Annotated in this window: 23 protein-coding genes; 18 read left to right on the forward strand and 5 right to left on the reverse strand. The window is 56.8% G+C overall.

Annotated elements, in window-relative coordinates:
- Nucleotides 1–281: 281 nt before the first annotated feature.
- From HYQ67_RS03785 to HYQ67_RS03850, 14 genes are all read left to right on the forward strand, one after another.
- Nucleotides 282–1,100 carry a hypothetical protein gene (locus HYQ67_RS03785; RefSeq protein ID WP_202301617.1) on the forward strand — a complete coding sequence of 273 codons (819 nt, stop codon included), beginning with the start codon at nt 282–284 and terminating at the stop codon, nt 1,098–1,100.
- Between the two features lie 24 nt (nt 1,101–1,124).
- The gene (locus HYQ67_RS03790; RefSeq protein WP_202301619.1) at nt 1,125–1,538 is read left to right on the forward strand and encodes a hypothetical protein; all 414 of its coding nucleotides are present in this window, start codon (nt 1,125–1,127) and stop codon (nt 1,536–1,538) included.
- 126 nt (nt 1,539–1,664) lie between these two features.
- A complete protein-coding gene (locus tag HYQ67_RS03795) occupies nt 1,665–2,465 on the forward strand; it encodes a YdcF family protein (RefSeq protein ID WP_202301621.1) in 801 nt (266 codons plus the stop codon).
- A 107-nt stretch (nt 2,466–2,572) separates the two neighbouring features.
- Entirely contained in the window at nt 2,573–3,910 is a 1,338-nt protein-coding gene (locus HYQ67_RS03800; protein WP_202301623.1) for an esterase-like activity of phytase family protein, read from the forward strand.
- 138 nt (nt 3,911–4,048) lie between these two features.
- Entirely contained in the window at nt 4,049–4,282 is a 234-nt protein-coding gene (locus HYQ67_RS03805; protein WP_202301624.1) for a DUF2526 family protein, read from the forward strand.
- A gap of 241 nt (nt 4,283–4,523) precedes the next feature.
- Nucleotides 4,524–6,320 carry an allophanate hydrolase gene (atzF, locus tag HYQ67_RS03810; RefSeq protein WP_202301625.1) on the forward strand — a complete coding sequence of 599 codons (1,797 nt, stop codon included), beginning with the start codon at nt 4,524–4,526 and terminating at the stop codon, nt 6,318–6,320.
- 9 nt (nt 6,321–6,329) lie between these two features.
- On the forward strand, nt 6,330–9,947 hold the full coding sequence (gene uca, locus HYQ67_RS03815) for an urea carboxylase (RefSeq protein ID WP_202301626.1): 3,618 nt from the start codon (nt 6,330–6,332) through the stop codon (nt 9,945–9,947).
- 70 nt (nt 9,948–10,017) lie between these two features.
- Complete coding sequence (locus HYQ67_RS03820; RefSeq protein ID WP_202301627.1) at nt 10,018–10,704, forward strand: GntR family transcriptional regulator; 687 nt, start codon at nt 10,018–10,020, stop codon at nt 10,702–10,704.
- 19 nt (nt 10,705–10,723) lie between these two features.
- Nucleotides 10,724–11,995, forward strand: a complete 1,272-nt coding sequence (urtA, locus tag HYQ67_RS03825) for an urea ABC transporter substrate-binding protein (protein WP_202301628.1) — start codon at nt 10,724–10,726, stop codon at nt 11,993–11,995.
- Nucleotides 11,996–12,073: 78 nt separating this feature from the next.
- Nucleotides 12,074–13,639, forward strand: a complete 1,566-nt coding sequence (urtB, locus tag HYQ67_RS03830; RefSeq protein WP_202301629.1) for an urea ABC transporter permease subunit UrtB — start codon at nt 12,074–12,076, stop codon at nt 13,637–13,639.
- Nucleotides 13,639–14,712: an urea ABC transporter permease subunit UrtC gene (gene urtC, locus HYQ67_RS03835; RefSeq protein ID WP_202301630.1), complete on the forward strand. Its 1,074-nt coding sequence runs from the start codon at nt 13,639–13,641 to the stop codon at nt 14,710–14,712. Before urtB ends, urtC begins: the two co-directional genes overlap by 1 nt.
- Nucleotides 14,712–15,509 carry an urea ABC transporter ATP-binding protein UrtD gene (urtD, locus tag HYQ67_RS03840; protein ID WP_202301632.1) on the forward strand — a complete coding sequence of 266 codons (798 nt, stop codon included), beginning with the start codon at nt 14,712–14,714 and terminating at the stop codon, nt 15,507–15,509. Before urtC ends, urtD begins: the two co-directional genes overlap by 1 nt.
- 73 nt (nt 15,510–15,582) lie before the next feature.
- Nucleotides 15,583–16,281, forward strand: coding sequence for an urea ABC transporter ATP-binding subunit UrtE (gene urtE / locus HYQ67_RS03845; RefSeq protein WP_202301634.1), 699 nt, complete (start codon nt 15,583–15,585; stop codon nt 16,279–16,281).
- Between the two features lie 142 nt (nt 16,282–16,423).
- Nucleotides 16,424–17,110 carry a GNAT family N-acetyltransferase gene (locus tag HYQ67_RS03850; RefSeq protein WP_202301935.1) on the forward strand — a complete coding sequence of 229 codons (687 nt, stop codon included), beginning with the start codon at nt 16,424–16,426 and terminating at the stop codon, nt 17,108–17,110.
- A 2-nt stretch (nt 17,111–17,112) separates the two neighbouring features.
- On the opposite strand, the gene ydeE is transcribed toward HYQ67_RS03850, so the two are convergent.
- Nucleotides 17,113–18,321 (reverse strand): efflux MFS transporter YdeE, encoded by a 1,209-nt coding sequence (gene ydeE, locus HYQ67_RS03855; RefSeq protein WP_202301636.1) that lies wholly within the window; start codon nt 18,319–18,321, stop codon nt 17,113–17,115.
- A 194-nt stretch (nt 18,322–18,515) separates the two neighbouring features.
- Here ydeE and eamA point away from each other — a divergent pair, with 194 nt between their 5' ends.
- The gene (gene eamA, locus HYQ67_RS03860) at nt 18,516–19,409 is read left to right on the forward strand and encodes an O-acetylserine/cysteine exporter (protein WP_202301638.1); all 894 of its coding nucleotides are present in this window, start codon (nt 18,516–18,518) and stop codon (nt 19,407–19,409) included.
- 91 nt (nt 19,410–19,500) lie between these two features.
- Here eamA and marB read toward each other — a convergent pair whose 3' ends face one another.
- The 3 genes from marB to marR are packed head-to-tail and all read right to left on the reverse strand — an operon-like array spanning nt 19,501 to nt 20,581.
- Complete coding sequence (gene marB, locus HYQ67_RS03865) at nt 19,501–19,701, reverse strand: multiple antibiotic resistance regulatory protein MarB (RefSeq protein WP_202301640.1); 201 nt, start codon at nt 19,699–19,701, stop codon at nt 19,501–19,503.
- A 50-nt stretch (nt 19,702–19,751) separates the two neighbouring features.
- Nucleotides 19,752–20,126, reverse strand: coding sequence for an MDR efflux pump AcrAB transcriptional activator MarA (marA, locus tag HYQ67_RS03870; protein ID WP_202301642.1), 375 nt, complete (start codon nt 20,124–20,126; stop codon nt 19,752–19,754).
- Nucleotides 20,127–20,146: 20 nt separating this feature from the next.
- Nucleotides 20,147–20,581 (reverse strand): multiple antibiotic resistance transcriptional regulator MarR, encoded by a 435-nt coding sequence (marR, locus tag HYQ67_RS03875; protein WP_202301643.1) that lies wholly within the window; start codon nt 20,579–20,581, stop codon nt 20,147–20,149.
- Nucleotides 20,582–20,804: 223 nt separating this feature from the next.
- On the opposite strand from marR, the gene HYQ67_RS03880 reads away from it, so the two are divergent.
- Together HYQ67_RS03880 and HYQ67_RS03885 are read left to right on the forward strand one after the other, a co-directional pair.
- The gene (locus HYQ67_RS03880) at nt 20,805–21,473 is read left to right on the forward strand and encodes a MarC family NAAT transporter (protein ID WP_202301645.1); all 669 of its coding nucleotides are present in this window, start codon (nt 20,805–20,807) and stop codon (nt 21,471–21,473) included.
- Between the two features lie 14 nt (nt 21,474–21,487).
- On the forward strand, nt 21,488–21,727 hold the full coding sequence (locus HYQ67_RS03885) for a DUF2164 family protein (protein ID WP_202301647.1): 240 nt from the start codon (nt 21,488–21,490) through the stop codon (nt 21,725–21,727).
- 63 nt (nt 21,728–21,790) lie between these two features.
- On the opposite strand, the gene HYQ67_RS03890 is transcribed toward HYQ67_RS03885, so the two are convergent.
- Nucleotides 21,791–22,987 (reverse strand): sugar transporter, encoded by a 1,197-nt coding sequence (locus tag HYQ67_RS03890; protein WP_202301649.1) that lies wholly within the window; start codon nt 22,985–22,987, stop codon nt 21,791–21,793.
- Between the two features lie 201 nt (nt 22,988–23,188).
- On the opposite strand from HYQ67_RS03890, the gene HYQ67_RS03895 reads away from it, so the two are divergent.
- The gene (locus HYQ67_RS03895) at nt 23,189–23,980 is read left to right on the forward strand and encodes a PhzF family phenazine biosynthesis protein (protein WP_202301651.1); all 792 of its coding nucleotides are present in this window, start codon (nt 23,189–23,191) and stop codon (nt 23,978–23,980) included.
- Nucleotides 23,981–24,075: the final 95 nt, after the last annotated feature.

Raw genomic sequence — 24,075 nt, forward strand, 5'->3', positions numbered from 1 at the left:
AATTAGCCTAAGTTTACTCCTCTTTAACAAATATGCGTGTTCAAAAGGGCCCTTTACGGCATAAACAGCAGGTATCTGCTTCGCTGGTGGAGGTTGCTCTGCCGCCGCAGGCAGCCGAAGACCCATAAAGTCAGACAAAAACCGGTGCCGATGGTTGAAAATGACGATAACTGGGCTACTTTTTAATCGTCACGACTGGAAAATAAAGAAAAAATGCGAAATGCCGATGAATACCCCTCACTCGGCATTTCGTCGCAGCCCTAACCACAGGAACACTTTGCGTGAGCATGATCCAGAATCTGATTAAAAAGGCTTTCGGGACAGAGAATGTCAACGAGGCGGCCAGCTTTTTAGCCAGCGCATGCAACCGTATGAAGAACAGCACTAAGGCCGAAATTCTCTACGAAATTGAGCAGGCGCTGATTGGCGTCAATCTTCATCGTCTGCCGGTTCCCGACGCAGGGATGGCGACACGCCTGAAAAAAGCAGAAACCGAAGCGGCAAAGCTGCGGGCTGAGCTGGAAGATTTACGGCACAAAACCCCTGCGCAGAGTGAAGTGCAGCGGCTTAGCGCAAGAATCGCGACTCTACAAACAAACCTCGACGAGACGCGTGCGCACCATTACCGCGAGCTGGCCCTGGTGCGCGAAACAATGCAGCGCAAAATGAGTGATTTGCACAATACGATGCAGCAGGATATCGACAGCCAGCGAGAGCTGCGCGCCGAACTGGTTAAAAATGGCCATTCGCTGGTGGAAACCGTGCTGGAGCTCCAGCTGCAAGCAGCCGATCTTAAAAACCAGCTGGAGCTGGTTGAAACGCAAGGTGCTTCTGACCGGGCAGGCTATGAAGAAGCGCTACGGGCGCATCAAAACTACATCAGCGTCCTGAAAAACGACCTCAGTGAGTCCCGAACCCAGGCTGAGGGATACAACACCGAAATTCTTGCGCAGATACAGATTAATCTAACTCTACAGTCCACTCTGGACGAACTGATGAAAACAACGCAGAATCAGGGCTTCGCAAAAGAAAATGGGCAGGGCGAACGTACCCAGAGCAGCGGGTCGCAGAGCTTTTCACATTGGATTGCAGAGAAATAACCTCTTTTCGCAGGATAATAATCGATGAGTTACCGTTTTACCCTCACCGCGCTGGCGGTTTTTTCACTTATGGGCTGTGCGAAACCCGTTACCGGCGAACCAGCAGCAGATTTCACCACCGGCCCGACGCTTGTCACCGTGGAGCATGCCTGGACCCGAGTTGACGATGGCACAACGGTTGTGGTGACCGTTGACGGTAAGGATGCCGCGGCGTTAAAAGTGGGCGAGAGCGTGGCGCTCCGTCTGCCTGAGGGAACCTATCAAATTGGCGGTTATGCACGATCGCTTATCGGCAAAGTCAGCGTTGACCCGGTGAAACTCACGACCAGCGTAAACGGCGAGAAGGCAGTAGAATATGCCGTCACCAAGAACAAAGCTGGCTTCACGGAAGTCTCCCCGGGTGAAGTCGCGAAGCCTGAGGAAAAACCGGAAGCGTAACAATTGCAGCGTGCCCGCTCCCGGGCACGTTCCTGTAAAGACAGCACTCTCCTTTCAGCACCATCTGATACCGGGCTTCATTCGGCCGGTATATCATGCATACTGGTTTTTTGACACGGAGGGGTAATGTTGACGACAACTTTCCCGGCCTTACAGGCATCAACCATCAGCGCGATTAACACCCTGGGGCAGTGGCTTGCCCGCAATGATTTTGTTGAATCACCCCAGGCCGTTGATGCTGAACTCATCGTGCTGGCGGGCAACGCCGTGATCCCCACCATTGACGCCGCATGTCAGCTTGCTGCAGCGGGTGAACAACCTTTGTTGATGACCGGCGGCATCGGCCATTCGACCACGTTTCTGTACGGCGCTATTGCCGTTCATCCACGCTATAACACCATTCCGACAACCGGACGTGCGGAGGCGGCGATTATCAAAGACATCGCCACGGAGTTCTGGAAAATCCCCGCAGAAAGAATCATCACCGAAGAGAAGTCCACTAACTGTGGCGAGAACGCAACGTTCACCAGGCAGCTGCTGGCCGGAAAAGCCCTGACGCCGGAAAGCGTTATCGTCATTCAGGACCCGACGATGCAGCGTCGTACTATGGCGACGTTTGAGCGGGCGTGGCAGGGGGAAAACAAACGGCCGCAGTGGCGAAGCTGGCCGGGGATTGTTCCCTTCATGACAGCCGATGAGTGCAGCAGCCAGTTTTCTCCTTCACAAAAAGGTCTTTGGCCCGTTGCGCGCTACATCTCGCTTATCCTCGGTGAAATCCCGCGTATTCGTGACGACTTGCAGGGTTACGGGCCGCAAGGCCGCGATTATATCGTCCACGTTGAAATCCCCGCGCAGGTGATGGATGCCTGGCAGATGCTGCAAAACGATAGCGCGCTGGCGCGTTTAATCGGTGCACGGGGTCTGTAAACTTCTTTGTCTCCCCCGTACAGGGGGAGACAGCCTTCAGCCGTCATAATTTTGTCATCAGCCTGTTTTATAACTCCGTGACACCAAAACCACGGATCCCTAAAACAATGAAATTAAAACCCCTTACGTTGTTATCGCTTTGTCTTCTTCCTCTGTTAAGCCACGCCGCAGAACCGCAGGTTAATCGTTACGTTGTCACGTTTCCGCAAAGCGATCGTGTCGACTATACCGGGACATACGCCAGCCAGTTCCCGGACGGCCTGCCGGTGGGCGTTGGCTCCGGGCTACAGTTCCTGCGTAAAGAAGGGAACGATCTGATATTCGCCACGGTAACGGACCGTGGACCAAACGCCGACTCGCCAAAGGCGGGCAAAAAAGATTCAAAAATTTTCGCTAACCCGAAATTTACGCCGCTACTGATGACCCTCCGCGTGGGGGAAGGCAAAGCGCTGGCGACCGATGCGCATCCGCTGCATGACGACCAGGGGCCTGTCAGCGGCCTGCCGCTGCCGGAAGGCCTGATAGGCGCAACCAATGAAGTTGCTCTGGACGATCAATTGCAGCAGCTGACGGGCGACAAACGCGGGCTGGACACCGAAGGCATCACGCCGGACGGCAAGGGCGGCTACTGGCTGTGCGATGAGTACGGCCCGTTTATCGTCAATATCGACGCCAGCGGTAAAATCCTCAAAAAATTTGGACCCCAGGCTGAACACGGCGAACAGGGCGTGGCCGGAGGATTACCTAACATCCTCAAATGGCGCCAGGCCAACCGTGGGTTCGAAGGGATAACGCGGATGCCGGACGGACGCATTATCGCCGCCGTGCAAAGTACGCTCGATATCGACGGCAAGAGCAAAAACAGCGCGCTGTTCACCCGCCTGGTGAGCATCGACCCGGCTACCGGCAAAACGGCGATGTATGGCTACCCAATCGACGCCGATGTCTACAGGAAAGCCAAAGATGCCAAAATCGGCGATATCGTGGCGCTGGATAACAACCGTATTCTGCTGCTCGAGCAGGGCGGCGATAAAAACAAAGCCATGCGCAATCTGGTCTACACGGTGGATCTTTCTCAGGCCACCGACCTGAGTCAGTTCGACAAAGAGCAGCCCGCGGAGTTTAACGATGCGCAGCAGCTGAAATCGCGCGGTATCAGGCTGGCGGAAAAGAAAGAAGTGCTGGATCTGCGCAAGCTTGGCTGGCAGCAGGAAAAAGCGGAGGGGATGACGCTTGTCGATAGCCAGACTATTGCGGTCATCAACGATAACGACTTTGGCCTGCAGCCGGTGCTGGATAACCCGGACGACTATGAGGTGGACGGCAAAGGGCACCTGACCCGCGACGGCAAAACGGTGGAGACTAAAATCGGCCTGAAGCCGCTGGAGAAGCCGCAGTCGCTCAATGAGCTTTGGGTCATTAAGCTGCCGGAAAGCCTGAAGTAATCATTTTGTTTTTCTCTCTTGTGAGTGGGTATAGTGTCAGTCTGAAAGGCAGTTATTGAGACTAACGGTCCACCCTACGGAATGCGTATTGGTAGGGTGGATAAGCGATAGCGCCATCCATCACGAAGAGGAGAAACCATGGCACATCTGGAAGAAGTGATCGCGCGCGTAGACGCCCAAATTGCTGAATGCAGCATTGAACATATGAACGAACTGCTCATTGAGCTGAGCGACGACGCGGCGTTAACTCGTGAAGATCGCTATACCCAACAGCAGCGCCTGCGTACGGCAATTGCTCATAAAGGGCATCAAACCCGCGAAGAGGCAGAACATCGCCGTGAGGAATTGATCAAAGGCGGCAAGATTATTTAGCAGATTTTACGGTGGATGACGCTTACGCTTTTTTATTTTATCGGGAGAATAAGCACCAGCGTCATTCACCGCCTGCACCATTTAAACATTAATTAATCAGAAATCCGCTCCATAATAGTGCGAATATAAAATAAGAAAATCTTATATTTGATCTATCCCACTGAATTAAAAGCATAATAAATAACTGGCACGCTTAATGCTTTAACAATCTCATCTTGTATACCAGATGGGATGCCAGCTTATGTCAGTTTCCACCATATCCGAATGGGGCGCGTTTTATCGCCAGCAGCCGCAGCAGCTGGTGGCGGCTTATCAGAGCCTGGATGCTAATTTATCCCGCGAAGACAGCGCGTGGATATATATCGCCTCGCATGACGAAATATATTCTCAGTTAACCTCGATATTCCAGCTGATTAATTCTGGCGAAAAGCAAGTTAATGACTTCCCGCTATTAGGCGTGCCTTTTGCCGTGAAAGATAATATCGATGTCGCCGGCATGCCCACCAGCGCGGGCTGTCCGGCCTTTACTTATCTGCCGGAGCAGGACGCAACGGTCGTCGCCCGGCTGAAAGCGGCGGGAGCAGTTGCCGTTGGCAAAACAAATCTCGATCAGTTTGCCACGGGCCTGGTCGGCACGCGCTCGCCGTTTGGCGCGGTGCAGAACGCTTTTAATCCTGAGTATGTCAGCGGCGGCTCCAGCTCCGGTTCCGCATCAGCGGTCGCCCGCGGGCTGGTTTGCTTTGCGCTGGGGACGGATACCGCCGGTTCGGGCCGCGTGCCAGCAGGGTTCAATAACATCGTGGGCCTTAAACCGACCAAAGGCTGGCTCTCTGCCCACGGCGTGGTTCCCGCCTGCCGCCTGAACGACTGCGTGTCCGTATTTGCCCTAACGGTTGCCGATGCGCAAACCGTGGCTGCGGTTGCGGGCGGATACGATCCACAGGATCCCTATTCCCGTGCAAATCCGAAAACGGCCCCGGCTCGCTTCAGCGATAAACCCCGCTTTGCCATCCCGGACAAGCTGGAATTTTTCGGCGACAGGCAAAGCGAAGCAGCGTTTGCTAAAACGCTGGCACGGCTGCGGGAGCAGGGCGCAGAGCTCGTTGCCATCGACTTCGGCGATTTTAACGCGCTGGCGGAGCAGCTTTATAACGCTGCCTGGGTTGCCGAACGCACCGTAGCGGTGGGTGGAATCTTCAAAAATCAGCCGGAAGAGATGGATACGACCGTGCGCGGCATCGTCGCTAACGGCCTGAATTTCAGCGCCTGCGATGCCTGGCAGGCGGAATATACCCGCGCCGAGCTTTCCCGGAAAATTAACGCCCGGCTGGCGGAGTTTGATGCGCTGGTCGTGCCAACCTCGCCAACTATTCACACCATCGCGGAGATGGCGCAGGAGCCGGTGCGGTATAACTCGCAGTTTGGCACCTACACCAACTTTACCAACCTTGCCGATCTCTGCGCGCTTGCGCTGCCGGGGGATTTTAGGGAAGACGGCCTGCCTGCCGGGATCACGCTGATTGCCCCAGCATGGCACGACCAGGCGCTGAGCCACTTTGGCAGCGCATGGCAGTCCGCGATAAATCTACCTTTAGGCGCCACGAACATAGCCTTGCCGGATGCGGCGGCGGAAAAACCGTCGGCGGATCACGTCCGTGTGGCCGTGGTTGGCGCGCACCTGCGCGGCATGCCGCTGAATCATCAGCTCACCACGCGCAGCGCGGTTTTCATCAAAGAAGCCCGTACCGCCGACAACTACCGCCTTTACGCCTTAGCCAATACCCAGCCCGCAAAGCCGGGCCTGGCCCGCAGCCAGCAAGGGCAGCCGATTGCCCTTGAACTGTGGGACATCCCGCTGGCGCGCTTTGGCGAGTTTGTGGCGGAAATTCCCGCGCCGCTCGGCATTGGCACCCTGACGCTTGATGACGGCACCACCGTGAAAGGGTTTATTTGCGAATCGTCGGCCCTTGCTGACGCCACGGATATCACCGCGTGGGGCGGCTGGAAAGCCTGGCTTGCCCGTCACCACAGCGCCTGAGGAGGAAATATGTTCAGCACAGTCTTAATTGCCAACCGTGGCGAAATCGCCGTTCGCGCTATCAGAACGCTGAAGAAAATGGGGATTACCAGCGTAGCGGTCTATTCCGACCCGGATGCAAACGCGCAGCACGTGATGGATGCTGACGTTGCCGTCGCTCTTGGTGGTGAAAAGGCGGCGGAGAGCTACCTGGATATCGACAAAATTCTCGCAGCGGCAAAACAGAGCGGCGCGCAGGCCATCTTTCCCGGCTACGGCTTCCTTTCTGAACGAGCCGAGTTCGCACAGGCCTGCGAAGAGGCCGGGATTGTCTTTATCGGCCCGACGGCGGCGCAGATCCGTGATTTTGGCCTGAAGCACTGCGCCCGGGATCTGGCCTTCAAAGCCGATGTACCTATGACGCCGGGCACCGGGCTGCTGCTCACTATGCAGGAAGCGCAGCTGGCGGCGGCAGAAATTGGCTATCCGGTGATGCTGAAAACTACCGCTGGCGGAGGCGGCATCGGCCTTACCCGCTGTGACGATGAGGCAGGGCTGACGGAAGCCTGGGCCAGCGTAAAGCGCATGGGACAGCAGTTTTTCAGCGACGATGGCGTCTTTATCGAGCGGTTTGTCGACCGGGCGCGCCATCTTGAAGTGCAGATCTTCGGCGATGGCAAAGGCAAAGTGGTGGCGCTTGGCGAGCGCGACTGCTCGCTGCAGCGCCGCAACCAGAAAGTGGTGGAAGAAACCCCCGCGCCAAATCTGCCGCAGGCCACACGCGAGGCAATTCATGCCGCCGCAGTTGCCCTGGGTGAATCCGTTAACTACCGCAGCGCGGGCACCGTGGAGTTTATCTACGATGCGGCTCGCGATGCGTTCTATTTCCTGGAAGTGAACACGCGTTTACAGGTTGAGCATCCGGTTACCGAAATGGTCACCGGCCTGGATCTGATTGAGTGCATGGTAAACGTTGCCGCTGGCGTTACGCTGGACTGGCAACGCCTCGCGCTGCCGCCAAAGGGCGCAGCGATTGAAGTGCGGATCTACGCCGAGGACGCGCTGAAAAACTTCCAGCCAGCTCCGGGCGTGCTGACGGACGTTTGCTTCCCCGAGGATGTTCGCGTGGACGGCTGGGTGAGCACCGGCAGCGAAGTCAGCGCCTTCTATGACCCGATGATCGCCAAAGTGATCGTCCACGGTGACGATCGCCAGCAGGCGTTAAGTAAACTGAACGAGGCGCTGGCGGCGACCCGTCTGCACGGCATCGCCACCAATCTGGACTACCTGCGCCAGATTGTTCAGCTGGCAGAATTCAAGGCCGGCGTGATGTGGACGCGCCTGCTGGATACGGTTGTCTACGAAGCCCATGCGATAGAAGTGCTGGAGCCGGGCACCTGGAGCAGCGTGCAGGACAGCCCTGGCCGCCTCGGCTACTGGGACATCGGCGTGCCGCCGTCCGGCCCGATGGACGACTTCGCCTTCCGTCTGGCAAACCGCATCGTTGGTAACCATCCTTCTGCCGCCGGGCTGGAGTTCACCCTGCAAGGCCCAACGCTGCGCTTCCATAGCGATGCGACTATTGCCCTGACCGGAGCAGACTGCCCGGCGACGCTGGACGATGAACCTGTTCCGTACTGGCAGCCGGTAATTATCAAGGCCGGACAAACGCTCAGGCTTGGCCGCGCCACCACGGGCTGCCGTACCTACCTGGCCGTTCGCAACGGGCTGGACGTGCCGGTTTACCTCGGCAGCCGCTCCACCTTTGCGCTCGGGCAGTTTGGCGGCCACGCCGGGCGCACTTTGCGCGTCGCGGACGTGCTGGCAATTTCGCAGCCTAACCTGCCAGCCTGCACCACGCCTGCGCCTATCGCTTTGCCGCAGACGCCGGAACCGGCTGTTATCCCGCAGTACGATGAAGTCTGGGAAATCGGCGTGCTCTACGGCCCGCATGGTGCGCCGGACTTCTTCACCCCTGAATCCATGCGAACGTTCTTTGATGCGGAATGGCAGGTGCATTACAACTCCAACCGCCTCGGCGTGCGGCTGGTCGGGCCTAAGCCAGAATGGACGCGGGCCGACGGCGGCGAGGCCGGGCTGCATCCTTCCAACGTTCATGACTGCGAATACGCCATTGGCGCGGTGAACTTCACCGGCGACTTCCCGGTGATCCTGACGCGGGACGGGCCGAGCCTCGGGGGATTTGTCTGTCCGGTCACCATTGCTAAAGCGGAGCTGTGGAAGGTCGGGCAGGTGAAGCCGGGCGACCGCATTCGCTTCCACGCCATCACTTTTGAACACGCGCAGTCGCTGGAAATCGCGCAGGAGGTGGCGGTCACCAATCTACTTCACGTTGCCACGCTGCCGGACCTGCATCCGGGAATTTTGCCCGATACCACATCCAGCGCGGCGATCCTGGCTGAACTGCCCGCGCAGAGCGGCTTCCCCGCCGTGGTTTACCGCCAGGCTGGTGATAATTACGTGCTGATTGAGTACGGCGATCAGGTACTGGATCTGGCCCTGCGCCTGCGCATCTACCTGCTGATGAAGGCGATTAAGCAGGCCGACGTGAACGGCGTTGAAGAACTTTCGCCCGGCGTGCGGTCGCTGCAGGTGCGCTATGACAGCCAGCACATCTCCCAGACGCAGCTTTTGACGCTGTTGTTAGGGCTGGAGAAACAGCTCGGCGACGTCACAAAACTCAAAATTCCGTCGCGGATTGTGCATTTGCCGATGGCCTTCGAAGACAGCGCCACGCTGGCAGCCGTTGAGCGCTACAAAGAAACCGTTCGCGCAGATGCGCCGTGGCTGCCCAACAACGTCGATTTTATCCAGCGCACCAACGGGCTGGCGAGCCGCGACGAAGTGAAGCAGATCCTCTTCGACGCCAGCTATCTGGTGCTGGGCCTGGGCGATGTTTATCTCGGCGCGCCTTGTGCCGTGCCGCTGGATCCGCGCCACCGTTTACTCAGTTCTAAATACAACCCGGCCCGCACCTGGACCGCAGAAGGCACGGTCGGGATCGGCGGCATGTACATGTGCATCTACGGGATGGATTCGCCGGGCGGCTATCAGCTGGTCGGACGCACGGTGCCAATCTGGAACAAGTTCCTCAAAAACGAGCAGTTTGGCGACGAGCCGTGGCTGCTGAAATTCTTTGACCAGGTGCGCTTCTACCCGGTAAGCGAAGACGAACTGACGGCATTCCGCTCGGCCTTCAGGGAGGGGCGTGCGCAGGTTCGCGTTGAAGAGGTCGAGTTTGATTTTGCGCAGTACAGCCAGTTCCTGGAGGACAACGCCGAGGATATCGCTGATTTCCGCAGTCGTCAGCAGCTTGCCTTTAACAGCGAGGTCGCCCACTGGAAAGAGCAGGAAAGCGCCGCCGTAGAAAGCGCAATGCAGGCGGAGCAGGATATTCTGGAGGATCAGGAGGGGCATCTTGTCAGCGCCGATCTGAACGGCAACATCTGGAAGATCCTGGTGGAGCCGGGCCAGAGGGTAAAACAGGGCGAAGCGCTGATCGTGGTGGAAGCCATGAAGATGGAGCTGCTGGTCGCCGCGCCGTGCGACGGGACGGTAACGCGCATCAGCTGCCAGCAGGGCCGCCCCGTGGGGCCTGGGGACGCGCTGCTTTGGCTTGAAGCTTAACGGTGGATGACGCTGCGCTTATCCACCCTACGGCTGGCGGAAAAGTGCGCGTCTTCCGCACGGGGAAACTATGCAAATCACTAAAAAACCAGAAGGCATCGCAGAGCGCATCTACCGCCAGCTGAAACAGGAGATCTTCGATTTCCAGCTGCTGCCGGGGGATCGCTTCAGCGAAAACGATATCGCAAGGCGGCTGGACGCCAGCCGTACCCCGGTGCGCCAGGCGCTGTACGCCCTGGAGCAGGAAGGATACGTCGGAGTGCAGCCCCGCAGCGGCTGGCAGATCAAAGCGGTGGATTTTGACTACCTGGAATCGCTCTACGACCTGCGGATTGTGCTGGAGCTTGAAGCGGTGAAGCGGCTGTGTGCGCTGCCGCCGGAGGTGAAGCCGCTGCCGCTGCAGATGCTGAAGCACTTCTGGATTGACTCTCCGCAGCTGGCGGACGGCGGCGAGGTTGCCAGTCACGACGAGGCGTTTCACATGACGCTGGTAGATGCAGCGGGGAACCCTGAAATGGCGCGGGTTCACCGGGACATCACCGAAAAAATTCGTATCGTGCGACGGCTGGATTTTACCCAGCGGCCACGCGTCAGCGCGACGTATCACGAGCACGGGCAGATTTTGCTCGCCATTTTAGGCCGTCATTTTCAGGAGGCGCAGAGCCGTTTACACGACCACATTGCCGCAAGTCAGAAAGAGGTTCGTCAGATTACTCTCCATATGCTTCAGCAGGCGAAGCGTGGGGTTTTTCCTTAATACTTTTGGAGTGACAACTATGCACCGTCGTACCTTTGTTAAAGCTTTTGCGCTCTCTGCCTCCGTTATCAGCATGGGGCTGGCGTTCAGCGCGCAGGCCGCCGACACCATCAAAGTCGGCATTATGCACTCGCTGTCCGGCACCATGGCCATCTCTGAAACGCCGCTGAAGGACGTGGCGCTGATGACCATCGCGGACATTAACGCGAAGGGCGGCGTGCTGGGAAAACAGCTGGAGCCGGTAGTGGTCGATCCGGCCTCTAACTGGCCGCTGTTTGCAGAAAAAGCGCGCCAGCTGCTGAGCCAGGATAAGGCGGCGGTGGTCTTTGGCTGCTGGACGTCGGTGTCGCGCAAATCCGTGCTGCCGGTATTTGAGGAGCTGAACGGCCTGCTGTTCTACCCGGTGCAGTACGAAGGGGAAGAGATGTCGCCAAACGTGTTCTACACCGGCGCGGCACCTAACCAGCAGGCTATTCCGGCGGTGGAATACCTGATGAGCGAGGACGGCGGGGAGGCGAAACGCTTCTTCCTGCTGGGCACTGACTACGTTTATCCACGCACCACCAACAAAATTCTGCGCGCGTTCCTGCATTCCAAAGGCGTTCAGGACAAGGATATCGAAGAGGTCTACACGCCGTTTGGCTACAGCGATTACCAGACCATCGTATCCAATATCAAAAAATTCTCCGCCGGTGGCAAAACCGCGGTGATCTCCACCATCAACGGTGACTCCAACGTGCCGTTCTATAAAGAGCTGGCTAACCAGGGCCTTAAAGCAACGGACGTGCCCGTCGTGGCGTTCTCCGTAGGGGAAGAGGAGCTGCGCGGCATCGACACCAAACCGCTGGTGGGCAACCTTGCCGCGTGGAACTACTTCGAGTCCGTGGATAACCCAACCAACAAGCAGTTTGTCGCCGAGTGGAAGGCCTACGCCAAAGCCCACAAGCTGCCGAACGCCGACACCGTGGTGACCAACGATCCGATGGAAGCAACCTACGTCGGCATTCATATGTGGGTGCAGGCGGTAGAAAAAGCGGGCACGACGGACGTGGATAAAGTCCGCGAAGCGATGGCTGGACAGACCTTTAAGGCACCTTCCGGCTTCACGCTGACCATGGATGCCACCAACCATCACCTGCACAAACCGGTGATGATTGGCGAAATCGAAAATAACGGCCAGTTCAACGTGGTGTGGCAGACCGAAGGCCCGGTTCGCGCCCAGCCGTGGAGCCCGTTTATCACCGGCAACGACAAGAAATCTGACGCGCCCGTGAAGACCGCGAGCAACTGAGTCAGACCCGACGGGAGGCGCTGCGCCGTGTAGGGTGAATAAGCGCAGCGCCATCCACCAAAAAAACAGGAGACGACCATGAAACTAGTCCGCTGGCTGCTTATCGTAGCCTGGCTGCTGCCGTGTTTCGCCCGCGCGGGGGATGCCGAAGATTTTGCGGCGGCTAACCGCAGCCAGCAGGCTAAGCTGCTGCAAAGCTGGGCCGCCGCACCTGACGCCGCTCGTCTGCCGCTGCTTAGCGCACTTGCGCAGGAGAATCTGGTCACTGACGAGCAGCACCACGCGTTTGCGCAGAATGACGCCGCGCTGTCGCCGTTGGGTGACGTCAAATCCCCGGTCGGAGAGGTAAAAAAACTCCGCCTCACCAACCGCCTTCGCGTTCTGGCGGGCAGCGCGCTGGCCAGTCATCGCTTAGTAAGTGACAACGTAACGGAAAGGTTAAAGGCGGCAAAGGCACTTCAGCGCGATGCCGACCTCGACCTTCTTCCACTGCTGGAACAAAGACTTAAGGTCGAAGAGGAAGGCGATGTTCGAGCTGCTCTCGAGGGAGCCATAGCCCGGCTCCAGCTGGCAAGCCCGGAGGCAAAGACCAGGCTCAGCGCCGTTGAGCTGCTGGGGCATTCCGCTGACCCGGATACCCAGGCGTTGCTCAAGCCGCTAACAAACCCGCAGGCTGAGCCTGACGAACAGGTCCGAAAGGCGGCGGATGAGGGGCTGCAAAAAATCCAGCACCGGCTGATGCTGGGTGACATCATGGGGCAGGCGTTCATGGGCTTATCCCTCGGCTCGATTCTACTGCTGGCGGCGCTGGGCCTGGCGATTACCTACGGCCTGCTGGGCGTTATCAATATGGCCCACGGCGAAATGCTGATGCTGGGCGCCTATTCTGCATGGCTGGTACAGACCGCCTTCCAGCACTACGCGCCCGCCTGGCTGACCTTCTACCCGGTTGTGGCGCTGCCGGTCGCCTTTGCGATTACCGGCGGGATAGGTATGGCACTGGAGCGCACGGTTATCCGCCATTTATATGGCCGCCCGCTGGAGACGCTGCTGGCGACGTGGGGCATCAGCCTGATGCTGATTCAGATTGTGCGGATGGTGTTCGGCGCGCAGAACATGGAGGTGGCTAACCCGGCGTGGCTTTCCGGCGGCGTAGAGGTATTGCCGAATCTTATCCTGCCGTGGAACCGTTTAGTGGTGCTGGGCTTTGTGATGCTGGTGCTGCTGTTCACTTGGCTGCTGCTCAATAAAACCCGGCTGGGCATGAACGTGCGGGCCGTGACGCAAAACCGCGCCATGGCGGCCTGCTGCGGCGTGCCTACCGGGCGCGTCGATATGCTGGCGTTTGGCCTCGGCTCCGGGATTGCCGGGCTGGGCGGCGTGGCGCTTTCGCAGCTCGGCAACGTCGGGCCGGAGCTGGGCCAGGGCTATATCATCGACTCTTTCCTGGTGGTGGTGCTCGGCGGTGTCGGGCAGCTTGCCGGCAGCGTTGCCGCCGCCTTTGGTCTGGGCATCTTCAACAAAATCCTCGAGCCGCAGATTGGCGCGGTGCTGGGGAAAATCCTCATCCTTGTGCTGATTATTCTGTTTATCCAGAAGCGTCCGCAGGGCCTGTTCGCGCTGAAAGGGAGGGTAGCTGACTGATGAGCCTGCCGCTGACTTTAACCGTGACCCGCCGCGCGCCTCGTTTTAGCCTGGTGCTGGGAACGCTGCTGGTGGCGCTACTGCTGACGCTGCCGTTTTTAACGCTGCTGCCCGCCGGGCATCCGCTGAGCTTATCGACATACACGTTAACGCTGGTGGGCAAAATACTCTGCTACGCCACGGTGGCCGTGGCGCTGGATCTGGTCTGGGGCTACGCCGGGCTGCTTTCGCTCGGGCACGGCATTTTCTTCGCCCTGGGCGGCTACGCGATGGGGATGTACCTGATGCGGCAGGCCGCAGGCGACGGGCTGCCCGCGTTTATGTCGTTTCTCTCCTGGAGCGAACTGCCGTGGTTCTGGTGGGGAACACAGCACTTCGCCTGGGCAATGGCGCTGGTCGTGCTGGCGCCGGGGCTGCTGGCGCTGGTATTCGGCTTCTTTGCCTTCCGCTCGAAAATCAAAGGCGTGTATTTCTCAATCATGACCCAGGCGCTGACCTATGCGGGGATGCTGCTGTTCTTTCGTAACGAAACCGGCTTTGGCGGCAACAACGGCTTTACCGGGTTTACCACGCTGCTGGGGATGCCGATCACCGCGACCAGCACGCGCATCGGGCTGTTCATCGCCACGGTGATCCTGCTGATCGCCTCGTTGGGCATTGGTTTTGCCCTTGCACGCAGCAAGTTTGGCCGCGTGCTGACGGCCGTGCGCGATGCGGAAAACCGGCTGGTGTTCTGCGGATACGATCCGCGAGGTTTCAAACTGCTTGTCTGGACGTTATCCGCCGTGCTTTGTGGCCTGGCTGGCGCGCTGTACGTGCCGCAGGTGGGGATCATCAACCCTGGCGAAATGTCGCCGACTAATTCCATCGAGGCGGCAATCTGGGTGGCGCTGGGCGGGCGCGGCACGCTGATTGGCCCCATTCTCGGTGCGGGGCTGGTCAACGGCGCGAAAAGCTACTTCACCATGGCGGTGCCGGAATACTGGCAGCTGTTCCTCGGGCTGATTTTTATCGTCGTTACGCTGTTCCTGCCGCGCGGCGTCATCGGATTACTGCGCAGGAGGGATAAATAATGCAGCCAGGCGAACCGCTGTTTACCCGTCAGCACCTGACGGACCGCTACCGCGACCAGACGGATCCGATCCTGATGCTTGAAAACATCAACGTGAATTTTGATGGTTTCCAGGCGCTGACGAACCTGTCGCTGAACATTGGCGTGGGCGAGCTGCGCTGCGTGATTGGCCCGAACGGCGCGGGGAAAACCACGCTGATGGACGTCATCACCGGTAAAACGAAGCCGCAGACGGGTAAGGCATTTTACGACCAGTCTACGGATTTAATGCGCCTGGAGCCTGCCGATATTGCCAGGTGCGGAATAGGGCGCAAGTTTCAGAAGCCAACGGTTTTTGAAGCGCTGACGGTGTTCGAAAACCTGGAGATTGCGCAGAAAGCGGATAAATCCGTCTGGGCAAGCCTGAAGGCAAAGCTCAGTTCAGAGCAGCGCGACCGCATTGACGAAATGCTCACCACGCTGCGCCTGAGCGCCGAACGTAACCGCCAGGCGGGGCTGCTGTCCCACGGGCAGAAACAGTTTCTGGAAATCGGCATGCTGCTGGTGCAGGAGCCTCATTTGCTGCTGCTGGACGAACCCGCAGCGGGGATGACCGACGCGGAAACGGAATACACCGCAGAATTATTCAAAAACCTCGCGGGCAAGCATTCCCTGATGGTGGTGGAGCATGACATGGGCTTCGTTGAAACCATCGCCGACCACGTAACGGTATTACACCAGGGTCAGGTGCTGGCGGAGGGATCGCTGCGCGAAGTGCAGGCCAACGATCGGGTGATAGAAGTTTATCTGGGGCGATAAAAATTATGGCGGATGGCGCTGGTTTTATTGCAGGGCGGATAAGCGCAGCGTCATCCGCCGAAAGGAGTAATCAATGTTAATAGTCGATGATCTAAACCAGTTTTACGGCGGCAGCCACATCCTGCGCGGCGTATCGTTTGAAGCAAAAATCGGCGAGGTTACCTGTCTGCTGGGGCGTAACGGCGTGGGAAAAAGCACGCTGCTTAAATGCCTGATGGGGCTGATCCCGGCGAAATCGGGCAGCGTCAGCTGGCAGCAGAAAAATATCACCTCCCGTAAACCGCATCAGCGGGTTCAGGCGGGCATTGCCTACGTGCCCCAGGGACGCGAAATCTTTCCGCGCCTGACGGTAGAGGAAAACCTGCTGATGGGGCTTTCCCGGTTTGCCGGCCGGGACGCTAAGCAGGTGCCGGAAGAGATTTATCAACTATTCCCGGTCTTGAAAGAGATGAAGCTGCGCCGCGGCGGCGATCTCTCCGGTGGGCAACAGCAGCAGCTGGCGATTGGCCGCGCGCTGGCGTGCAGGCCGCAGCTGTTAATTCTTGATGAGCCTACCGAGGGCATTCAGCCGTCGGTGATCAAGGAGATAGGCCTGGTCATCAGCCAGCTTGCCGCAAGGGGCGATATGGCCATTCTGCTGGTGGAGCAGTTCTACGATTTTGCCGCCGGGCTGGCGGACAGCTATCTGGTGATGTCACGCGGTTCGATTGTGCAGCGCGGAGCGGGAAGGGATATGGAAACGGAGGGCGTTCGCGGGCTGGTGGCAATCTAAAAAGTGGTCTTACAGAATGACGCCTTTCTGGCCCTATTGCTAAGGCCACTTTAGCATTATAGTCAGTGTCACTGCTCACCGTTCCCGGAGGTTTGTTTTGACTGGCTCTGTAAATGAATACCTGCAACCCATTGGCGACGCGATGCCCGACTGGCAGGCGCGTCCTCTTCCCCAGCGCGTGGTGCTGGAGGGAAAATACTGCCGCCTTGAACCTCTGAATCCCGAAGCCCATACAAAGTCGTTGCTCAAGGCCTGGGGCAAGGCGCAGGACGGTCGCGACTGGACCTATCTGGGTATAGGGCCGTTTACCAGCGAAGCGCAGTTTGCGGAGCACATCATGACTACGGCCGCGAGCAACGATCCGCTGCATTACACCATTATCGACAATGCGACCGGACACGCGCTGGGCACGATTGCGCTGATGCGTATCGACCCGACAAACGGCGTAATGGAAGTGGGCTTTGTGACTTTTTCACCGGAGCTGAAGCGCACCGTACAGGCGACGGAAGCACACTATCTGCTGATGAAATATGCTTTCGATGAGCTGGGCTATCGCCGCTACGAGTGGAAGTGCGACAGCCTGAACGCCCCATCGCGCAGCGCCGCCCTGCGTCTTGGCTTTCGCTTTGAAGGCGTGTTCCGCCAGTTGCTGATCTATAAAGGCAGAACGCGCGACACGGCCTGGTTTTCCATTATCGACGGCGAATGGCCGCTGGTTAAGGAAGCATTTGAGGCCTGGCTGTCTGACGCCAATCTGCCAGCGGGCAAGCAGCAGCGCACGCTTTCCAGCCTGCGTGAAGAGCTGGCCGCGCAGACCCCACGAGATTAGCTTTAGAACATGGAGGGAATGGTCGGTGACTTCACGGCCATTCCCCGCACAATCATGAAATAAGCCAGCGCAATCGCCGCCATCAGCACCACGAAAAGCACCGACGGCGCAAACCACGTCAGCAGCAGGCCGGTGATCATCGGATTACAGGCTCCCCCCAGCCATCCCAGCTGCTGTGCCGCGAAGTAGCTCGCCTTCAGGCCCGGCGGGGCGATGTTATCCACCAGCATATACTCACCCGGCGCGTAAATAAGTTCCCCGACGGTGAACACGGCGGCGGAAATCCCCCAGAAGAGCAGGTTGTTGCCAGAAAGCATAAACCCAGCCAGTCCGGCCATAAAAAACAACGTGCCATAAAGCATCAGTTTTCTGATGTTTTCCGGGCGAATGCGTTTGCCTACCATGTACTGAAAAACAACCACCACAAAGGCGTTCACCGGCAGCACAACGCCCACGACTTTTTCAGCCAGGCCTGAGTCTGAGATAGCAATCGCGTACTGCGACAGGCAGGCGGCAAAGGAGCCGTAGACTAGCGAACCAAGAAACGCCGACAGGGTGAAATACATCAACGCCCGGTCTTTCAACATTGTGCGCGGTGAAAGCACCGTTGTGCCCGGCTGTGCGTTTTCGCTAACCGGGGCGCTGCGCACATAGCGGCTGATAAGAATAAACGGGATCACCGCCGTCAGGCCGGAGAGCCAGAACGGCAGGTTAGTGCTGTAGAGCACCGCAAGCGTGCCAATCGGCGGCCCGACCGTCCAGCCGATGTTGGCAAACGTGTAGTTGAGCGAGAAGATTTTCGGCTTCTGGTGGATTTCCAGCGTGTCGGAAAAATAACCTTTCAGCACCGTGGCAAAGACGGAATAGGCGCAGTTGATCAGCGAATAAAACACGACGACCAGCACGGCGTTATTCACCAGCGGAATAGCGATAAAACCGCCGAGGAAAATAGCAATCGACAGCAGCATGTAGATTTTTTTATCGAATTTATCCGCGAGGATGCCGAACCACAGGCTGAAGACAACGCCTGCCGTCAGGGCCAGCGTCAGAGCAAGGCCGATCTCTTTTAGCGGCATGGCGTACTGGCGGGACAGATAAATTGTCATAAACGGCAGGGTCAGGCCGCGCCCAACGGTGAGCAGCAGGGAGGCAATCAGCAACACGCTTATCGGGCGCTGCCTGCCGGTAAACCACTTCTTAAAGGTCGTCATGTTATCTTTGTCATGGGAGTGCAATCGGTGAGATCGTCAGATTTATCATGAAGAAACAGCCCTGTATAGGGAATGCTTATGGCAGGTGCCCGTCACAACCGATCTGTATGGCAGAGATTGTTTGCGATCTGTATCTGTTCAGCAAAGATTTTTAGGCTTAGGTTTTAACAAACTCATCATCAACAGGGGTAGGTATGACGCGTAAAGACGGGCTGCTGGCAATGCTGGTCGTCGTGGTGTGGGGGCTGAATTTTGTGGTGATTAAGATGGGGCTGCATAATATGCCGCCGCTTCTGCTGGCAGGCCTGCGTTTTTTACTGGTGGCGTTCCCCGCGCTGTTATTTGTCGCTCGTCCTAAAATCCCGTTTCGTTTGCTGGCGGCTTACGCCCTGACTATCAGTTTTGGGCAGTTCGCCTTTCTGTTCAGCGCTATTAAATTCGGTATGCCAGCCGGGCTGGCCTCGCTGGTATTACAGGCGCAGGCATTTTTCACCATTATTCTGGGGGCCTTTGCCTTCCGGGAACGTTTACAGACGAAACAGATTGCCGGTATTGCGCTTGCGGTCATCGGCGTGCTGATCCTGATTGAGGGCAGCCTCGGTGGGGAGCACGTCGCGCTGCTGGGCTTTATGCTTACGCTGGCGGCGTCCTTCAGCTGGGCGTGCGGCAACATCTTCAATAAAAAAATTATGCAGCTGGCGTCACGTCCGCCGATTATGTCGCTGGTGGTGTGGAGCGCGCTTATCCCGGTTATTCCGTTCTTTGTGGCAAGCCTGCTGATGGACGGCCCGGCGGTGATGCTGCAAAGCCTGGTGGCTATCGATTTTGTCACCGTCGCGTCGCTGGTCTATCTCGCCTTTGTTGCCACCATCGTTGGCTACGGCATCTGGGGCAGCCTGCTGGGCCGCTATGAAACCTGGCGTGTTGCGCCGCTGTCGCTGCTGGTGCCGGTGGTGGGTATGGCGAGCGCCGCGTTGCTGCTGGATGAAACCCTTTCGGCAACCCAGATGATCGGCGCGGTGCTGATTATGGCGGGGCTGTATATCAACGTGTTTGGGCTGAAAGTAAGAAGGGCGGTTAGCGGTTAAAAGCGGGAGATGACGCTGTGCTTATTTACCCTACAACAAAAGTGTCTCTTAGCCGTAGGTCGGGTGGCTTTGCGTCACCCGACGCTGCTCGTTACTCGTTGCCGTTGTAATATGGCGTTCCCAGATGTTCAGATTTATCGCTAATGGTGTTGCTTGCGTGATTATCTGAAGGGGGAATGATCATGCCACCGTTTCTGGCCTGAGTGACGTTGTAACTTCCTGATTGTTCCGCCAGCGCGTTGCCAGAGACCAGCGCCAGAACTATGGCAGCAGCGGAGATAAAGCGTTTCATGATTTCCTCGGTTACGCCTGAATGAACAGGCGCTTGCATAGCGTATTAAGTTAGTGATTTAGCGGTAGAAGATATTTCCCGTCGCCGGCAAGGTGCGTGATGCGGTACTTGTGCGGCGGTATGGAAAAATAGTTCTTAAACGTGCGGGTAAGCGTTTGTTGCGATTCAAACCCGTACCTTTCCGCTAAGTAGAGAATCGGCTCGTCGCTCTCTTTGAGCTTCTGCGCGATCTCCGTCAGTTTGCGATTTCTAATATATTGACCAAGTGAATGCCCGGTCTCTTTTTTAAACATTCTTTGCAGGTGCCACTTAGAGTAGCCCGAACGCTGGGAAACCTTCTCTAGCGATAAAGGGGTTTCCAGGTTCTCTTCTATCCAGTCCAAAATGCTATGTACTGTCACTGCATCGTTATTGCGTCTGGACATCGTCTCACCTCATTTCAGCTTTACGGCAATACCTTTGTCAGCAGGTGATAAAGCGCATCGACTTCATCTGCCGTCAGGTTTTTAGTTAGTTCCTGGTGCAGGTCCTGGCCTACAAGGCTGTGGCATTTCTCGCACAGCGTTTTCCCTTCGGGCGTCAGCCTCACCAGAACGCCGCGTTTATCGTTCGGGTTAGGCAAACGCTCAATCCATCCCTTGCAGAGCAGACGATCGAGCATGCGGGTTAACGCGCCGAGATCCACCGACAGCACTTTCTTTAACTCCACCGGCGTAATACACACCTGGCAATAAATGGAGCAGAGCACCTTAAATTGCGTCGCGGTGATATCCAGCGGAGAGAGATAATCATTGAGCAGGCGGTCTTTATGCTGATTAACCATGTGAATCAGCCGACCGAGTGGGATCATTTCATTGAACAGATCGCTTGTGCTTTTCACTATGGTTGCCCAGGCAAGTAGATTAATCACGCGAGATATTATTGCCATGGCAAGTATATGTCAACGTGATGGTCATCCGGCGCAGGGAAATGCCACAAATAGCTAAAACGCATCAGTCTGAAAGTTAAAATCTCAAAACTGCTATGAATGACCTAACAACATGCACAGACTTTTGCTTAATATACCTGGCTACTACGTACTTAACGGACATAAGAGATTAATCATGATGGAATTAATGAAGGCCATCGGACTTGGGCTGGTGGTACTTTTGCCTCTGGCAAACCCACTGACGACGGTTGCGCTGTTCCTCGGCCTTGCCGGGAATATGAATAAACAGGCGCGCGACCGTACGGCGGTCATGGCCTCCATGAACGTGTTTGTCATCATGATGGTGGCTTATTACGCTGGACAGGTTGTGATGAATACGTTCGGGATTTCCATTCCCGGCCTCAGGATCGCAGGGGGGCTCATCGTAGGGCTAATTGGCTTCCGCATGCTGTTCCCACAGCAGAAGGCGCATGAATCCCCGGAATCCAGAACCAAACATGAAGAGCTCAGCGAAGAGCCTGAGGCGAATATCGCTTTTGTCCCGCTGGCCATGCCAAGTACTGCAGGGCCGGGTACGATTGCGATGATCATCAGCTCCGCTTCAACTATCCAGCACGGCGTCGATTTTACGCCCTGGGTGGTCATGGTAGCGCCACCGATCATCTTCGCGCTGGTGGGGGTGATTCTGTGGGCCAGCCTGCGCAGCTCCGGCGCTATTATGCGTCTGGTGGGGAAAAGCGGTATCGAAGCCATTTCTCGTCTGATGGGATTTCTGCTGGTCTGCATGGGCGTGCAGTTCATCATCAATGGCGTGATTGAAATCATTAAAACCTGGCCGGCATAACAAAGGAACAACCGATGAAAAATCTCAGGCTTTCCCAGGACGATTACAACGCGGCTGTTGGGCATATCGTCGATTACATGGAGGACAAGCACGACCTGCAGCTGGGTCAGTTTGAAGCAGAATTCTTCCTTGACGATCTGGTAAAGAAAATCGCTCCGCTTTTTTATAACCAGGGGCTGAACAAGGCGTTTGATGTCATTCAGAGCAACGTGCTGACGCTCGAAGAGCTGCTGGATTTAGAAAAGGAAGTTTAGGAAAGACTTGCACAGCTATAAGGTGGATGAGGCTTTCGCTCATCCACCTTACAAATGCAAACCTCAGCTATGGTGAGGCTGCTCTTCCAGCGCCACCGGCCAGCGGCGGAAAATCAGTATCGACCAGATTAACGCCGCCAGCGCCGGAATGGCGCCGATCCAGCCGATGCTGGACATTGAAAAATGCAGGCTAACCTGGTTACCCAGCAGCGCGCCGGCACCAATCCCGATGTTAAAGATCCCCGAAAAGAGCGACATGGCAACGTCCGTTGCGTCCGGTGCCAAAGCCAGCACTTTTACCTGCATCCCCAGACCAATTACCATAATGGCAATGCCCCAGAACATGGACAAAACCGTCAGGTTAATGGGGCTGGGGGAAGCGGGCAATAATAGTGCCAGACACAGCACCAGCAAGGCAATCGCTCCGCTTATCAGTGTTGACGCATGCCTGTTGCCGAGTTTACCGAACAGGACGCTGCCAATAATCCCCGCGCCGCCGAGCACCAACAGCAGGAGCGTTGCGAAGTTAGCGCTCAGGCCCGCAACCGTCTGTACGAAAGGCTCAATGTAGCTGTAGGCGGTGTAATGGGCGGTGACAACAACCGCCGTCAGAACATAAATACTGACCAGCGCTGGCCGGCGGAAAAGCTGCGGGACGCTGCCAAGGGATCCAGAATGCTCGCTGGGTAATTTGGGTAAAAGCTTAATCAGGCAAACCAGCGTGATGGCCGCAACCACCCCAATGGCGAAGAACGTGCTTCGCCAGCCAAAATACTGTCCGACAATGCGTCCAAGCGGTAGTCCCAGCACCATCGCCAGTGCCGTACCGGTTGCAATCAGGCTCAGGGCCTGCGCTTTTTTACCCGCCGGAGCCATACGAATGGCCAGCGAGGCAGTAATCGACCAGAAAATAGCGTGCGCGAAGGCGATGCCAATACGGCTGATGACCAACACGGTAAAGTTCCACGCCAGGAAAGAGAGCACGTGGCTGCCGATAAACAGCACGAAAATAGCAATCAGCAGCTTACGTCGCTCAACCAGGCTGGTCAGCAGCATAAAGGGCAGCGACATCAGCGCGACCACCCAGGCATAGATTGTCAGCATAATCCCTACCTGCGCGGTCTCCATGCCGAAACTGTTCGCAATATCCGACAGTAAGCCGACGGGCACAAACTCCGTGGTATTGAAGATAAATGCGGCAACGGCAAGAGTAACAACGCGCAGCCACGCGGTTTTGCGTGAAACTGTATTTAGAGTCATAAGTTTATTTTGCGTAGGTGAGTACAAGACGGGAGAGGAGGCGATCATAAAACCATCAACCCGGGCAGACAACCAATTTTGTGATTTATGTCTCATTTATTTATGCGAACGGACGCTTAATAAAAAAACCGCACGCATAGTCAAAGGCTTATGGCAGTGTAAGCGCGATGCAAACACAAATAACAACGAGAGGGAAAGATTATGCAGCCCATCGACTTTTATCTGGTAGATGCCTTTGCTGAAAGTACCTTTGAAGGGAATGCCGCAGCCGTCTGTCCGCTGACTGAATGGCTGCCCGATGAAACGCTGCTAAAAATGTCAAAGCAGCATAATCAGTCAGAAACGGCATTCTTTGTCACCACAGATTCCGGGTTTGAGCTGCGCTGGTTCACCACGCAGCATGAAATTGATCTTTGTGGCCATGCTACGTTAGCCGCGGCGCACGTCATTTTTGAATATCTCGACTATCCCGATCCCGTCATTCGTTTCGATACTCGCTATGTTGGCCAGCTTACCGTATCCCGCAGTGGCGAGTGGCTGACGATGGATTTCCCCGCATGGCCAACCGAGCCGGTCATGGCGCTGCCGCTGCTGCTAGAAACGCTCGGCCTGAGCGAATGCAAGGAAGTTCGCGTGGCGCGGGATTACATGGTCGTACTGGAAAACCAACAGCAGGTTGAAGCCGTGAAAGCGGATGTGAACGCCATGATCCCACTGGAAAAAATGGTCTGTATCACGGCCCCAGGAGAGGGGGAGTACGATTTTGTCAGCCGCTTCTTCTGCCCTGGCGAATCCGTACCGGAAGATCCGGTTACCGGATCAACACACAGCATGCTCATCCCTTACTGGGCAGAGAAGCTGGGTAAAACGCAAATGCTTGCCCGTCAGGTTTCCGAACGCGGCGGCGACCTGCGCTGTCAGCTTGAGGGGGATCGGGTGCGTATCGGCGGAAAGGCCGCTACCTATCTGGTCGGCAAAGTCCTGCTACGCTAAAAGCATAATAGCAGGACGGTTTTTATTGGGCGGGTGTCATACTGTTGTCCGCCCAGGAATAAGAGTGACCGGCCCGTCACCTACAACAGAAGAGA

The organism is Dryocola clanedunensis subsp. sulfonylureivorans (assembly GCF_016756775.1).
GTDB lineage: Bacteria > Pseudomonadota > Gammaproteobacteria > Enterobacterales > Enterobacteriaceae > Dryocola > Dryocola clanedunensis.